General features: G+C 62.3%; 14 protein-coding genes and 1 riboswitch. Of the genes, 11 read left to right on the top strand and 3 right to left on the bottom strand.

Going from position 1 to position 14,844, the window contains the following annotated elements; genetic code table 11:
• The first annotated feature begins 31 nt into the window (after positions 1-31).
• Entirely contained in the window at positions 32-832 is an 801-nt protein-coding gene (locus tag B5G03_RS01240) for an MBL fold metallo-hydrolase (RefSeq protein WP_087179998.1), read from the top strand.
• Positions 833-882: 50 nt separating this feature from the next.
• The gene (locus B5G03_RS01235; protein WP_087179997.1) at positions 883-1,194 is read left to right on the top strand and encodes a hypothetical protein; all 312 of its coding nucleotides are present in this window, start codon (positions 883-885) and stop codon (positions 1,192-1,194) included.
• A gap of 55 nt (positions 1,195-1,249) precedes the next feature.
• Here the strand turns inward: B5G03_RS01235 and B5G03_RS01230 are convergent, their stop codons facing one another.
• A complete protein-coding gene (locus tag B5G03_RS01230; RefSeq protein WP_087179996.1) occupies positions 1,250-1,732 on the bottom strand; it encodes a YbaK/EbsC family protein in 483 nt (160 codons plus the stop codon).
• Positions 1,733-1,892: 160 nt separating this feature from the next.
• On the opposite strand from B5G03_RS01230, the gene B5G03_RS01225 reads away from it, so the two are divergent.
• From B5G03_RS01225 to B5G03_RS01210, 4 genes are all read left to right on the top strand, one after another.
• Entirely contained in the window at positions 1,893-3,815 is a 1,923-nt protein-coding gene (locus B5G03_RS01225; RefSeq protein ID WP_087179995.1) for an NAD(+) synthase, read from the top strand.
• Between the two features lie 27 nt (positions 3,816-3,842).
• Positions 3,843-4,886, top strand: a complete 1,044-nt coding sequence (locus tag B5G03_RS01220; RefSeq protein WP_087179994.1) for a M42 family metallopeptidase — start codon at positions 3,843-3,845, stop codon at positions 4,884-4,886.
• 88 nt (positions 4,887-4,974) lie between these two features.
• Positions 4,975-5,151, top strand: a riboswitch (Lysine riboswitch).
• 156 nt (positions 5,152-5,307) lie between these two features.
• Positions 5,308-6,951 carry an ABC transporter substrate-binding protein/permease gene (locus tag B5G03_RS18055; protein WP_087179993.1) on the top strand — a complete coding sequence of 548 codons (1,644 nt, stop codon included), beginning with the start codon at positions 5,308-5,310 and terminating at the stop codon, positions 6,949-6,951.
• Between the two features lie 19 nt (positions 6,952-6,970).
• A complete protein-coding gene (locus B5G03_RS01210) occupies positions 6,971-7,720 on the top strand; it encodes an amino acid ABC transporter ATP-binding protein (RefSeq protein ID WP_087179992.1) in 750 nt (249 codons plus the stop codon).
• 74 nt (positions 7,721-7,794) lie between these two features.
• On the opposite strand, the gene B5G03_RS01205 is transcribed toward B5G03_RS01210, so the two are convergent.
• Positions 7,795-8,862: a branched-chain amino acid aminotransferase gene (locus B5G03_RS01205; protein WP_087179991.1), complete on the bottom strand. Its 1,068-nt coding sequence runs from the start codon at positions 8,860-8,862 to the stop codon at positions 7,795-7,797.
• A gap of 482 nt (positions 8,863-9,344) precedes the next feature.
• On the opposite strand from B5G03_RS01205, the gene B5G03_RS01195 reads away from it, so the two are divergent.
• The 5 genes from B5G03_RS01195 to phoU all read left to right on the top strand — a co-directional run bounded on the left by B5G03_RS01195 (position 9,345) and on the right by phoU (position 13,738).
• Positions 9,345-10,226, top strand: a complete 882-nt coding sequence (locus B5G03_RS01195; RefSeq protein ID WP_087180129.1) for a phosphate ABC transporter substrate-binding protein — start codon at positions 9,345-9,347, stop codon at positions 10,224-10,226.
• A 346-nt stretch (positions 10,227-10,572) separates the two neighbouring features.
• Positions 10,573-11,445, top strand: a complete 873-nt coding sequence (gene pstC, locus B5G03_RS01190; RefSeq protein WP_087179989.1) for a phosphate ABC transporter permease subunit PstC — start codon at positions 10,573-10,575, stop codon at positions 11,443-11,445.
• On the top strand, positions 11,442-12,293 hold the full coding sequence (pstA, locus tag B5G03_RS01185) for a phosphate ABC transporter permease PstA (protein ID WP_242962241.1): 852 nt from the start codon (positions 11,442-11,444) through the stop codon (positions 12,291-12,293). The genes pstC and pstA overlap by 4 nt, the downstream gene beginning before the upstream one ends.
• Before the next feature lie 13 nt (positions 12,294-12,306).
• A complete protein-coding gene (gene pstB / locus B5G03_RS01180; RefSeq protein ID WP_087179988.1) occupies positions 12,307-13,068 on the top strand; it encodes a phosphate ABC transporter ATP-binding protein PstB in 762 nt (253 codons plus the stop codon).
• Positions 13,069-13,084: 16 nt separating this feature from the next.
• Positions 13,085-13,738 (top strand): phosphate signaling complex protein PhoU, encoded by a 654-nt coding sequence (gene phoU / locus B5G03_RS01175; protein WP_087179987.1) that lies wholly within the window; start codon positions 13,085-13,087, stop codon positions 13,736-13,738.
• Positions 13,739-13,863: 125 nt separating this feature from the next.
• On the opposite strand, the gene B5G03_RS01170 is transcribed toward phoU, so the two are convergent.
• Positions 13,864-14,805 carry a rubredoxin-like domain-containing protein gene (locus B5G03_RS01170; protein ID WP_343286875.1) on the bottom strand — a complete coding sequence of 314 codons (942 nt, stop codon included), beginning with the start codon at positions 14,803-14,805 and terminating at the stop codon, positions 13,864-13,866.
• Between the last annotated feature and the right edge of the window lie 39 nt (positions 14,806-14,844).

The raw sequence follows: 14,844 nt of genomic DNA, 5'->3' as shown, positions 1-14,844 counted from the left end.
AGAACAGGCATACGAGGAGAGGGAAAGACCAATGGAAAAGATTACGGTTCTGGGCACCGGCTACGCCATGGCCCTGCGCTGCTACAACACCTGCTTCGCCCTGCATCAGGGCGAGGAGGTTCTGCTGGTGGACGCGGGCGGCGGCAACGGCATTCTGGTGCAGCTGCAAAAGGCGGGCATCGACCCGGCGGATATTCACCACCTGATCGTGACCCACGCCCACACCGACCACATTCTGGGCGTGGTGTGGGTGATCCGCAAGATCGCCACCCTGATGCTGGACGGCAAATATGAGGGCCAGTTCCACATCTGGTGCCATAAGGGCCTGCCCGAGACCATCGAGACGCTGGTACGGCTGACCGTGCAGGGCAAGTTCGCCAAGCTGATCGGCGAGCGCATCCTGCTGCACGGCGTGACCGACGGTGAGCAGGCTCAGCTTCTGGGCCACACCGTGACCTTCTTCGACATCCACTCCACCAAGATGGAGCAGTACGGCTTCACCGCCGAGAAGGACGGCAAAAAGCTCACCTGCCTGGGCGACGAGCCCTACAACCCCCTGTGCGAGGGTTATGTGAAGGGCAGCGACTGGCTGCTGTGCGAGGCGTTCTGTTTGTACGGCGACCGGGAGAAGTTCAAGCCTTATGAAAAGCACCACAGCACCGTGAAGGAGGCCTGCGAGCTGGCCGCCCAGCTGGAGGTGCCCCATCTGGTGCTCTGGCACACCGAGGACAAGACCTACGAGGACCGCCAGCGGCTGTACACCGCCGAGGGCAAAGAATATTACCAGGGCGATCTGCATGTGCCCTATGATCTGGACGTGATCGCGCTGTGAGTGAAAACGGCGCGCAGCAATAACGAGCAAGCGAAAGGCAGGGATCGAGCATGAACGATCTGGAACAGAAATTCTTGCAGGAGGTCACCGAAAAAGCCGCCGAGGCAAAGCTGGTCTGCGGCTGGGACGGAGCACACTTTCTGGCGTTTCTGCAAAAGCGGGGCCCGGCGCGGGCCATGGCCGAGCAGGCACGCCGGGGCGCGGTGAGCGAGGCCTTTGACCGGCTGGCCGCCAAGGGCCGTTTGGACCTGTCGCCGGAGGCGGTGGCGTCCAAAAACGACTACGCCGACCTGTTCGACGATGAAGCGGTGAACTTCTTCTTGGAAGTGCTCTGCGAAAAGGGCTACTTCACCGCCGGTTGATTTTGTACACGAAAAAAGGCTGCCCAGGCGGGCAGCCTTTTTTGCTTGTTGTGTTTTATGATTGCTCTGGCCGCCAGCCCTTGCACACATCCACCCAGCCACACGCGCTGCTGGCCTGTTCCAGCTCGGCCAGGTTCAGTTCCACCGCGCTGGCCGCGGTGCCCGCCGCCGGGTAGACCACCTCAAACCGGCGCAGGGATTCGTCCAGATACACGGTCACGCCGGGCTTTGTGCCGAAGGGGCACACACCGCCCACCCCGTGGCCGATCAGCTCCTCCACCTGGTCGGCGGGGATCATCTTGGCCTTGGTGCCGAACCGGGTCTTATAGCGGGGGTTGTCCACCTTGGCGTCCCCCGCCGCCAGAATCAGAATGGGCTTGTCCTCCACCAGAAAGGAAAGACTCTTGGCGATGCGGGCGGGCTCGCAGCCCACGGCCACCGCCGCCAGCTCCACCGTGGCGCTGGATACCGAAAATTCCCGGATGCGCCCCTCCAAACCGAATTTCGCCAGGTGGGCCCTGGCTGCTTGCATCGACATTGTGCCATCGCTCCTTTTGCTTGCTTTTGCAAGATAGTGAAATAAAGTATAGCACAGATTTGCCCAAAAGGCCAGAGTCGGGCACATTCAAAACCGGGCCGAAATGTGCTATACTTACAAAAGAATTTTTAAAACAACGGGACGAGGAGAGGATCACACCATGCGATACGGGTTTGTCAAAACCGCCTGTGCCACGCCGGACATCCGGGTGGCGGACTGCGCCTACAATGCCGCCCAGACCATCCGGGCGGTGGAGGAGGCCGCCGGACAGGGAGTGGAGGTGCTGTGCCTGCCGGAGCTGGGCCTCACCGGCTACACCTGTGAGGATCTGTTTTTCCAGCCGGTGCTGCAGCAGGGCGCGCTGGACGCGCTGGACACCGTGCTGAAGGCCACCGCCCACACCTCGGTGGTGTTCGTGGCGGGCCTGCCGCTGGCGGTGCGGGGCAAGCTGTACAACTGCGCCGCCGTCTGCCAGAGCGGGCGGCTGCTGGGCCTTGTGCCCAAGACCCATCTGCCCAGCTACAATGAGTTCTACGAGGGCCGCCGCTTCACCGCCGCCCCCGTCGGAATCTTCACGCTGGACGTACTGGGCCAGACCGTGCCCTTCGGCACAAAGCTTTTGTTCTGCCACCCCAAGGCGGATTGCTTTAAAATCGCGGTGGAGATCTGCGAGGACGTGTGGGCGCCGCTGCCCCCCAGCGTGGGCCACGCCATGGCCGGGGCCACCCTGATTCTGAACCTGTCCGCCAGCGACGAGGTGGTGGGCAAGGCGGAATACCGCCGTCAGCTGATCGCGGGCCAGTCCGCCCGGCTGCTGTGCGGCTATCTGTACGCGGACGCGGGCCGGGGCGAATCCACCACCGACCTGGTGTTCGCCGGGCACGACCTGATCTGCGAGAACGGGGCCATTCTGGCCCAGACCGAGCTGTTCGGCAGCGGCATGATCGTGAGCGAGGTGGACCTGGAGAAGCTGGCGGGCGAGCGGCTGAAGAACACCAGCTTTGCCGCGGTGAACGATGAGGACTACACCACCGTGCAGCTGGCGGACACCTGTGCCGACTGGCAGCCGGTGCGCCCGGTGGACCCGGCCCCCTTTGTACCCGCGGGCGAGAGCGAGCGCATGCGCCGCTGCGAGGCCATTCTGGAGATGCAGGCCCAGGGCCTGCGCAAGCGGATGGAGCACACCCACGCTGCCACCGCGGTGATCGGCATTTCCGGCGGTCTGGACAGTACCCTGGCCCTGCTGGTGGTGACCCGGGCCTTCCGACTGATGAATAAGCCCCTCAAGGACGTGATCGCGGTGACCATGCCCTGCTTCGGCACCACAAAGCGGACCAAGTCCAACGCGGAAAAGCTGTGTGAGGCGCTGGGCGTGAGCCTGCGTCAGGTGAACATTGCGGACACGGTGCGCAGCAACTTTGCGGACATCGGCCACGACGAGTCGGCGCTGGACGTGACCTACGAGAACACCCAGGCCCGGGTGCGCACCCTGGTGCTGATGAACCTGGCCAACCGGATGGGGGGCCTTGTGATCGGCACCGGCGACCTGAGCGAGCTGACCCTGGGCTGGGCCACCTACAACGGCGACCACATGAGCATGTACGGCGTGAATGGCTCGGTGCCCAAGACCCTGGTGCGGCATATCGTGGCCACCGTGGCCGCCAACAGCGAGCCCGCCCTGCGGGAGGTGCTGCAGGATATTCTGGACACCCCGGTCAGCCCCGAGCTGCTGCCCGCCAAGGAAAACGGCGAGATTGCCCAGCAGACCGAGGCCATCGTGGGCCCCTACGAGCTGCATGACTTCTTCCTCTATTACGCCATCCGCTGGGGCTTTGCGCCCAAAAAGATCTTCTGGCTGGCCCAGCGGGCCTTTGCCGGGGTCTATGAGGACGCGGTGCTGGTGCAGTGGCTGCGCAACTTCTACCGGCGCTTCTTCGCCCAGCAGTTCAAGCGCAGCTGCCTGCCGGACGGCCCCAAGGTGGGCACCGTGACCCTGTCGCCCCGGGGCGACTGGCGGATGCCCAGCGACGCCTGCGCCACCCTCTGGCTGGCTCAGGTGGAGGAGCTGGAACAGGCGTTATAAACAAATACCATCGGGAGGGAAAACAAGATGAACGATCAGGAATATATGCTCCATCAGGTAAAAGCGGTGCTGGCCATCGACAGCCCCAGCGGTTTTACCAAAAACGCGGTGGATTATCTGGTGAAGGAATACAAGGCCCTGGGCTATGAGCCCCAGGTCACCCGCAAGGGCGGCGTGCTGGTGCAGCTGAGCGCGGGCGACGGCTCCATGCCCGGCGACGGCATCCTGCAGGAGGCCCATCTGGACACGCTGGGCGGCATGGTGTGCGGCGTGAAGGCCAACGGCCGGCTGCGGCTGACTGCTCTGGGCGGCATGAACCCCAACAACGCCGAGGCCGAGAACGTGCGCATTTACACCCGGGAGGGCAAGGTCTACACCGGAGTGTGCCAGCTCACCGACGCCTCGGTGCATGTGAACGGCGACTACTCCAAGACCGAGCGCAGCTGGGACACCATGGAGGTGCTGCTGGACGAGATGGTGTTCTCCGAGGCCGAGGTCCACGCCCTGGGCATCGAAAACGGCGACATCGTCTGCTTTGACCCCCGCACCACCGTCACCGAGAGCGGCTACATCAAGAGCCGTTTCCTGGACGACAAGCTGAGCGTGGCCATCCTGCTGGGCTATGCCCGCGCATTGAAGGAGAGCGGCAAGACCACCCGGCGGGCGGTGTGGCAGCACATCACCGTATTTGAGGAGGTTGGCCATGGCGGCTCCGCCTCGGTGCCCGAAGGTGTGGGCGAGGCCATCAGCGTGGACATGGGCTGCGTGGGCGAGGGCCTGGCCTGCAAGGAGCATCAGGTGTCCATCTGCGCCAAGGACAGCGGCGGCCCCTACCACTATGACGTGGTGAGCGGTCTGGTGGCGGCGGCCAAGGCCGCCGGGGTGGATTACGCGGTGGACGTGTACCCCCACTACGGCTCGGACGTGGAAGCCACCCTGCGGGCGGGCGCGGATCTGCGCCACGGCCTGATCGGCGCGGGCGTGTACGCCTCCCACGGCTACGAGCGCAGCCATGTGAAGGGCATGATGGCCACCTTCCAGCTGCTGAATGCATACATCGAGACGGTTTGAGCCGATTTAATTACAAAAAAGGACCAAATTTTCCGCAGCGGCTTGACAAGCTGTGGAAAATAGAGTAATATGGCAACTAAATTCATATCGCTGTGATAGAGGCGCGGTGTTCAAGAGTAGCACGCGGCATTCGGGGCAGACCCCCGCCGCTGCAAAAGGGAACACCGCCGAAGGAAGCGAACCCGGTCTGGGGGGCGCTTGCCTGGGTCGGCGGAGAAGATCCGCCGGACTGTCACGAAATTTTTCGTGAAGCGCTATCCAAGGGAAACCGAAGGGGCGGCCCGGCCGGGGCTGCCTGCAACGTGCCGCGTTCCTTCGCGGTGCGCACAGAGACTTCCGCGGGGCTGCTTTTCGAAAGGAAAGCAGCCCCGTTTTTTTGCGTGGCGGGCAGCGGTAGAAAAGCGAATAGGAGGAGCAAACAATGAAAAAGATCGCAAGCCTTGTGCTGGCGCTGCTGCTGTTTGCCGGAATTCCCGGCGGTCTCACCGCCGTTTCGGCCGAGGGCAGCGTGCTGGACGACAACACCCTTACCGTAGCCATGGAGTGTGCCTACGCCCCCTACAACTGGACCCAGCCGGATTCTTCCAACGGCGCGGTGCCCATCAAGGACAGCGCCGACTACGCCAACGGCTACGACGTGATGATGGCGAAAAAGATCGCCGAGGCTCTGGGCATGGAGCTGGAGATCGTGCGGCTGGACTGGGATTCCCTGGTGCCCGCCGTGCAGAGCGGCACTGTGGACTGTGTGATTGCGGGCCAGTCCATCACCAGTGAGCGGCTGGAGTCGGTGGACTTCACCGCCCCCTACTTCTATGCCTCCATCGTGGGCCTGACCCGCGCCGACAGCCCCTATGCCCAGGCCCAGGGCCTGAGCGAGCTGGCGGGTGCCACCGCCACCAGCCAGCTGGGCACCATCTGGTACGACGGCTGTCTGCCCCAGATTCCGGACGCCACCATCCTCACCCCGCAGGAATCCGCCCCCGCCATGCTGATGGCGCTGGAGACCGGCCGGGTAAATCTGGTGGTCACCGACATCCCCACCGCCAAGGCGGCCCTGAACGCTTACAGCGACTTTGTGCTGCTGGACTTCAACGACAGCGAGGATAACTTCGTGGTCTCCAGCGAGGACGTGAACATCGGCATCTCGGTGCAGAAGGGCAACACCGAATTGAAGGACGCCATCAACGGCGTGCTGGCCACCATGACCGAGGACGACTACAACGCCATGATGGACGAGGCCATTGCCATCCAGCCCCTGAGCGACGGCCTGCCCGAGGGCTTCTTTGCCCAGATCGGCTATCTTTTGAAGAACTACGGCACCAGCTATCTGAAGGGTGCGGGCATCACCATCGTGATCGCGGTGATCTGCACCGCCATCGGCTGCGTGATCGGTCTCGGGTGCGGCATCGTGCAGACCATCCCGGTGGAAAAGCGGGACGGCATGGGCAAGAAGGTGCTGCTGGGCGCGGCCCGCGCGGTGCTGCGGGTGTATGTGGAGGTCTTCCGCGGCACGCCCATGATTTTGCAGGCGGTGCTGATCTTCTACGGTGCGGCCTTCCTGTTCGGCTGGAACCTGGACATGTGGACCGCTGCCCTGGTGATCGTGTCGGTGAACACCGGCGCTTACATGGCGGAATCGGTACGCGGCGGCATTCTGTCCATCCCGGTGGGCCAGACCGAGGGCGCCAAGGCCATCGGCCTGACCCATGTGCAGACCATGACCAGCATCATTCTGCCTCAGGCGCTGCGCAACATCATGCCCCAGATCGGCAACAACCTGATTATCAACATCAAGGATACTTCCGTGCTGTTCATCATCGGAGTGGCCGAGCTGTTCAGCATCCACAAGGGCGTGGTGGGCGCCACCTATGCTTACTTCCCCTCGGCAGTGATCGAGATGGCCATCTATCTGGTGATGACCCTGGTCTGCTCGGCCATCCTGCGCTGGGTGGAAAAGCGGATGGACGGCGAATCCAGCTACACGCTGGTGAAGCAGACCGGCGGCCTGAACGCCCCTCCCTATGTGGAGCACGGCAAGCCGCGCACCGGCAACCTGGACCTGTGAGAAAAGGGGGACGAGCAAGATGAATACCACCGAAAACGGCGCCATCGTAGAGGTGCGCCACCTGAATAAATCCTTCGGCCCGCGGGAGATTCTGCGGGACATCAACTTCACCGTCTGCAAGGGCGACGTGACCACCATCATCGGCCCCTCCGGCAGCGGCAAGTCCACGCTGCTGCGCTGCCTGAACCTGCTGGAGACGCCCTCCGGCGGCGAGATCCTGTTCCACGGGCAGAACATCGGCGAGAACGCCAACATCCCCGCCTACCGTACCAAGGTGGGCATGGTGTTCCAGTCCTTCAACCTGTTCTCCAACCTGACCGTACTGGAAAACTGCATGCTGGGCCAGCGCAAGGCATTGAAGCGCAGCAAGGCCGAGGCGGAGAAAAAGGCCCTGTTCTACCTGGAAAAGGTGGGCATGGCCGAATATGTGAACGCAAAGCCCAGCCAGCTTTCCGGCGGCCAGCAGCAGCGTGTGGCCATTGCTCGGGCGCTTGCCATGGAGCCGGAGCTGCTGCTCTTCGACGAGCCCACCAGCGCCCTGGACCCGGAGATGGTGGGCGAGGTGCTGAACGTAATGCAGAAGCTGGCCGCCGAGGGCATGACCATGATCGTGGTTACCCACGAGATGGCCTTCGCCCGGGACGTGAGCAACCATGTGGTGTTCATGGCCGACGGCGTGATCTGCGAGGAGGGCGAACCGGCCCAGCTGTTCGAGAACCCCAAGAACGAACGCACCGCCGAGTTTTTGGCCCGTTTCCGTCAGGGCTGAGCCGCAAACAGAAAATAAAAAAGGCATCGGGAAAATTCCCGATGCCTTTTTGCTTTGTGTTGAAAAGGAAGCAATCAGACCTTCACGATCCAGCCCTTTTCGTCGGGCAGAACGCCCCACTGGATGCCGGTGAGGGTGTCGTACAGACGCTGGGTCACCTGGCCGATGTTGCCGTCGTTCACGGTCACCTCGTCGCCCTCGTAGTACAGCTTGCCCACCGGGCTGACCACCGCGGCGGTGCCGGTGCCGAACACCTCTTCCAGCTTGCCGGCGTGGGCGGCCTCCATGACCTCCTGGATGGACAGGCGGTTGTCGCAGTCCACGGTGTAGCCCCAGTCGCGCAGCAGCTCGATGCAGCTCATGCGGGTGATGCCGGGCAGCACGGTGCCAACAGTGGGCGCGGTGCGGATTACGCCGTCGATCTTGAAGAAGCAGTTCATGCTGCCCACTTCCTCCACGTACTTGCGCTCCACGCCGTCCAGCCAGAGCACCTGGCTGTAGCCCAGGTCGTGGGCCTTCATCTGGCCCGCCAGGCTGGCCGCGTAGTTGCCGCCGCACTTGATGAAGCCGGTGCCGCCGGGCGTGGCGCGCACATACTCGTCCTCCACGTAGATCTTCACCGGGTCCAGACCCTCGGCGTAGTAGGCGCCGGAGGGAGAGGCGATTACGATGAACTCATAGCTCTCGCTGGGCTTCACACCCAGGTGAGGCTCGGTGGCGATGGTGAAGGGGCGCAGGTACAGGCTGGTACCGGGAGCGCTGGGCACCCAGTCACGGTCCACGTCCACCAGAGCCTTTACGGCCTGCACGAAGTCCTCCACCGGGATGGTGGGGATGCACAGACGCTCGTGGGTGCTCTGCAAACGCTCGCCGTTCTTCTCCGGGCGGAACAGCTGCACCTGACCCTCGGCGGTGCGGTAGGCCTTCATGCCCTCAAAGCTCTCCTGGGCATAGTGGAAGACCATGGCGGCAGGGTCCAGCGAAATGGGCTGGTAGGGCTCGATGCGGGCGGAATGCCAGCCCTGGCCCTCGGTGTACTCCATGCGGAACATGTGGTCGGTGTAATGGGTGCCGAAGCCCAGATTGTTCTCATCGGGCTTGGCTTTGGGGGTGGTGGTCTTGGTTACTTTGATCTCCAACATGAAACAGGTCCTCCCTTTCGCGGCCGGTGGATATGCGCCGCCGCCTGTGATTGGCTTTTATAATGTGACCATTATAGAACCTGTTTGGTGCTTCCGTCAAGACTTTTTTGCTTTAAAAGGGTGATTTGGCAGAGCGAATCCGCCGGATGCCTATATAAATAAGGAAAGCCGCCGGTTTTGGCCGGAATGCCGGGCTGCGGGGTGGTGAAATTCCTCACAAACATAAACTTAACATTGCGCCGGGCCGAAAGGGCGCGGGTTCGTGGTTTTGTAAAATTTCTTTACAAAAAGGTTGGGCAGTTTAACAAAAGCCTAACCGAACCATGCGGGCGGATTTTGCAAACCGGGCGGTATAATGATACCAGTTTCGCGGGAAAGCGAAGCGCAAGCGAGACCGAAACTCCGCCCCCACAGGAGCGGGGAGAGCGGAAGAAATTCATTGGAATGAATTGAGACGAAGAGGGAGTAAGAGAAAAATGAAAATGAAGCGTTTTATGGCAATGGCTATTGCATGTGTTATGGCTGCCGGTCTGGTAGCCTGCGGCGGCTCTGAGAGCACCGCCACCACCAGCACCGCGGGTTCCACCGCTGGTTCCACCACCGCCAGCAGCGCGGAAGCCACCGCCGACCTGAGCGGCGCGGTAGCCACCGGCGGCTCCACCAGCGTGGAGAAGGTGATCGGCGCTCTGAGCGAGGCTTTCATGGAAGCCAACCCCGGCGTGGACGTTACTTATGATCCCACCGGCAGCAGCGCCGGCGTGACCGGTGCCGCCGACGGTACCCTGGACATCGGCCTGTCCAGCCGCGCTCTGAAGGAAGAGGAGATCTCCAAGGGCCTGAAGGAGACCACCTTCGCCCTGGACGGCATCGCCATCGTGGTGAACACCGAGAACACCGTTGCTGACCTGAGCCTGGAGCAGATCGCTGGTCTGGCTACCGGCGAGATCACCAACTGGAGCGAAGTGGGCGGCCCTGACGCCCCCGTGGTCCTGATCGGCCGTGAGGCTGGTTCCGGTACCCGCGACGGTTTCGAGAGCATCGTTGGCGTGGAAGACAAGTGCGCTTACGAGCAGGAGCTGACCAGCACCGGCGCCGTTCTGGCCGGTGTTGCCGCCAACCCCAACGCCTTCGGCTATGTTTCTCTGGCCAGCGTTGACGAGTCCGTGAAGATGGTCACCGTGGACGGCGTTGCCGCCAGCGAGGAGACCGTCAAGGACGGCAGCTACAAGATCCAGCGCCCCTTCGTGTTCGCCACCAAGGAGGGCGAGGAGCTGAGCGCTCAGGCTCAGGCCTTCTACGACTTCGCTCTGAGCGAGGAAGCCGCTGAGCTGATCGCTGCCGCCGGCGCGGTACCCATGGTTTAACAAGAAGGCTACATGCCTTCGCCTGACACCCTGAAAGGTCGGCATGCCGGCGAAATGAAGTAGGGGCAGCACCGCATGATTCCAGGTGGTGGAGCGCGCCAGAAAATTTTTTGCAAGGTGAACCAAAAAGCGCAGACAATCCTTGGCTGGATTGACGAGCATTTTTGGAAAACCTGGCGGAAAATTTTGGGGTGATACGCCACCTGAGCCGCAAGGCGTGAATTGTGCGGTGGTGCCCAAGTTAGGCAACCCGCCGCCGGAAAATACGTATCCACGCAGATTCCGGCGGCTTTTTTGCGGAAAAACCGCAGTGTGTGCAAAGCGAGTAACGAAGAGGAAAAGCGCTATGAAACTGAAACAGAGCATCGAGCGGATCATGAACGCAGTGTTCTTCATCTGCGGAATGGTCTCCATCGCGGCGGTGGCCCTCATCACCATCTACATGGTGTGGGCCGGTCTGCCCGCCATCATCAAAATCGGCCCGGTGGACTTTCTGCTGGGCACCGAGTGGAAATCCACCGCGTCCGAGCCCAGCTTCGGCATCCTGCCCTTCATCCTGACCAGCGTGTGGGGTATGGTGGGCGCGCTGATCATCGGCGTGCCGGTGGGCGTGCTCACCGCCGTGTTCCTGGCAAAGCTGGCACCCCCCAAGCTGGCCGCCCTGGTACGGCCCGCGGTGGAGCTGCTGGCGGGCATCCCCAGCGTGGTCTACGGCCTGATCGGCATGATCGTGCTGGTGCCCGCTGTGATGAAGGCCTTTGAGCTGAAGAGCGGCAGCTGCCTGCTCAGCGCCATTCTGGTGCTGGCCATCATGGTTCTGCCCAACATCATCTCGGTGAGCGAGACCGCTCTGCGGGCCGTTCCGCCGGAGTATGAGGAGGCCAGCCTGGGCCTGGGCGCCACCTGGATCGAGACCGTGTTCAAGGTGAGCGTACCCGCCGCCCGCAGCGGAATCGTGGCCGGCATCGTGCTGGGCGCGGGCCGCGCCGTGGGCGAGGCCATGGCCGTGATGATGGTGGCCGGCAACGTGGCCAACATGCCCGGCCTGTTCAAGAGCGTGCGTTTCCTGACCACCGCCGTGGCCAGCGAGATGAGCTACGCGGCGGACGGCAGCCTGCAAAAGCAGGCCCTGTTCAGCATCGGCCTGGTTCTGTTCGTGTTCATCATGCTGATCAACTGGCTGCTCAATACCTTTTTGAAACGGGGGGAGAAACAGTGAGCCATTCTGCAAAGCGTAAAGCAAAGGCGAACGTGCTGAAGGTGCTGGTTTACGGCTGCGCCTTCCTGACCGTGGCCGTTCTGGTGGCTCTGCTGGGCTACATCTTTGTGCGGGGCATCCCGAACATCACCTGGCAGCTTCTCTCCACCAAACCCAGTGTCATTAAGGACACCATCGGCATCCTGCCGAACCTGCTCAACACCCTTTACATCATTGTGCTGACCCTGATCATCGCCCTGCCTCTGGGCGTGGGCGCGGCGGTCTACCTGACCGAGTACGCCACCAGCAAGACCTTCATCAAGGTGGTGGAGTTCACCACCGAGACCCTGGCCGGTATCCCCAGCATCATCTATGGTCTGGTGGGTATGCTGGTCTTCGTGCAGATGCTGGGCTTCGGCTCCAGCCTTTTGTCCGGCAGTCTGACCCTGGTGATCATGATCCTGCCCACCATCATCCGCACCACCCAGGAAAGCCTGAAAACCGTGCCCGCCGGGTACCGGGAGGGCGCGCTGGGTCTGGGCGCCACCCGGTGGTACATGATCCGCACCATCGTGCTGCCCTCCTCCATCAGCGGTATCATCACCGGCTGCATTTTGGCGGTGGGCCGTATCGTGGGCGAAAGCGCCGCCCTGCTGTTTACCGCAGGTTCGGCCTCCATCATCGCCTCCAACATCTTTGACGCCTACACCCGGGGCGGCGGCACGTTGTCCGTTGCACTGTACATGTACGCCGCCGAGCGCGGCGAATTCGAGGTGGCATTTGCCATCGCGGCCATCCTGCTGATTTTGGTATTCCTGATCAACATGGCCACCCGTCTGGTACAGAGCAAAATGAAGCAGAAGCAGTAAAGGAGCAGCCAACATGAGCGAAAACGCGATCCTGCAGGCAAAGGACCTGCATCTGTATTACGGCGAGACCGAGGCGCTGAAGGGCATCGACATCGCCATCCCTGAAAAGAAGATCACCGCCCTGATCGGTCCCTCCGGCTGCGGCAAGTCCACCTTCTTGAAGACCCTGAACCGGATGAACGACCTGGTTCCCAACGTGCGCATCACCGGCGAGGTTTTGTTCCACGGCAAGAACATCCTGGACAAGGACGTGGATGTGACCGACCTGCGCCGCCGCATCGGCATGGTGTTCCAGAAGCCCAATCCGTTCCCCATGAGCATCTACGACAACGTGGCCTACGGCCCCCGCCTGCACGGCAACCACAGCAAGAAGGAGCTGGACGAGCTGGTGGAGAAGAGCCTGCGCGGCGCCGCCATCTGGGACGAGGTGAAGGACCGGCTGAAAAAGAGCGCCCTGGGCCTTTCCGGCGGCCAGCAGCAGCGGCTTTGCATCGCCCGCGCGCTGGCGGTGCAGCCGGATGTGCTGCTGATGGATGAGCCCACCAGCGCCCTGGACCCGGGCAGCACCCTGCGCATTGAGGACCTGATGGACGAACTGAAAAAGGACTACACGGTGGTCATTGTTACCCACAACATGCAGCAGGCCGCCCGTATTTCGGACCAGACCGCCTTCTTCCTGCTGGGCTCGCTGATTGAGTACGGCCCCACCAAGGAGCTGTTCGCCAATCCCAAGAACCCCAAGACGGAAGAATACATCACCGGACGGTTCGGCTAAGGGAGGAACTGATAGTATGATGACACGCATCAATTACAACAACGACCTGCAGGCGCTGTACGACGCAGTGGAGCAGATGGGCCTGACCATCGAGACTTCCATCGACCAGACCTGGAAGGCCCTGCAGAAGCTGGACGTGAAGACCGCCCAGGCCATCATCGACGGCGACGAGGCCATCGACCAGATGGAGCGCAACATTGAAAAAGCCTGCCTGGAGCTGGTGCTCACCCAGACCCCGGTGGCCGGTGACTGGCGGCGCATCGCCTCCATCATGCGCATGATCTCGGATCTGGAGCGCATCGCCGACCATTGCAGCGACATTTCCGAATACATTATCCAGCTGGCGGCCAAGCCCGCCGTGGAGCTGCCTGCTCCCATGGAGAAGATGTTCTGCCTGATGAAGACCATGGTCAAGGAGACCGTGACCGCCTTTGTGGAGCTGAGCGAGGAGAAGGCCCGTGCCGTGATCGGCCATGACGATCTGCAGGACGACTACTTTTTGCAGGTGTGCGAGGAGCTGTGCGACCGGATGCAGAAGCACCCCGAGGAGGTGCGCCAGCGGGTGGATCAGCTGATGATCGCCAAGTACCTGGAGCGCATGAGCGACCATTCCACCAACCTGGCGGAGTGGGTGGTCTACATCGTGAGCGGCCAGCTGGTCGACAACTAAACCTTTTCGTTTTCTTTGCAATACACACAACAGGAAAAAGCCCCGGCGGACTTCGCCGGGGCTTTTTCCGTTCGGACGCAAAAAAGGCGGCCCGGGAAACCGGGCCGCCTTTGGCGGAATCGGAATTACTTGCTGCGCTTCTCGAACTGGTCCACGCCCACGCCGCACAGGGGGCAGGTGTAACCGGCGGGCAGCTCAGCGCCCTCGTACACGTAGCCGCAGACGGTGCACACCCACTCGGTGTTCTCGTCGGTGGCGGCAGCAGGAGCGGCCTGCTTCTCGAAGAACTCGGCGCCCACGCCGCACAGGGGGCAGGTGTAGCCCTCGGGCAGCTCGTCGCCCTCGTAGACGTAGCCGCAAACGGTGCAGACCCACTTGGTGCCGGAGGCGGAAGCGGGCTTGACCTCGTCGGCAGGCACTTCCACGCTCTTCTTCTCAAAGAACTCGGGGCCTACGCCGCACAGGGGGCAGGTGAAGCCGGCGGGCAGCTGGTCGCCCTCGTAGATGTAGCCGCAGACGGTGCAGACCCACTGGGTCTTGGTGACGGGCAGGTCGGCCACTGCCTCGGGGGCCACGTAGGTGGGAGCGGTCTTGGGGCTGGAGCCCTTGATTACCTTGTGGTAGTACTCGTAGGTCATGGCGGGGGCGGTCTGAGCGAACACGCCGGTGTCGATCACCTTGCCCAGGAACACGGTGTGGGTCTCGGTCTCCATCTTGTCGATCACCTTGCACAGGCCCCAGCCCATGGTGTCCTCCAGAACGGGCAGGCCCTGCTCATAGTGCCAGGCCACACCGGCGAACTTGTCCACGTCGCGGCTGGAACGGAAGCCGAAGCCGCCGATCAGGCCCGGGTCGCTGGCCTCGCTGAGCACGTTCAGCGCGAACATGCCGCTCTCGGAAATGGCCTTGTGGGTCAGGTTCTCGTGGTTGATGCTCACCGCGATGGTGGCAGGCTCAGCGGTGATCTGCATGGCGCTGTTGGCGGTGCAGCCCACCGGGGTCTCGCCGTTCATGCTGGTCACGATGTAAACGCCGTAAGACATGCTGAAAAAGAAACGAACGTCCATTTTTATGCTCTCCTTTGCCGCGCGGAAGCTGCCGCGCAC

The sequence above is a fragment of the Gemmiger sp. An50 genome (assembly GCF_002161595.1).
In the GTDB taxonomy this organism is placed as follows: Bacteria; Bacillota; Clostridia; order Oscillospirales; family Ruminococcaceae; genus Allofournierella.
Note: the sequence above shows the minus strand (reverse complement) of the source record. Positions and strands in the feature narration are given on the sequence as shown.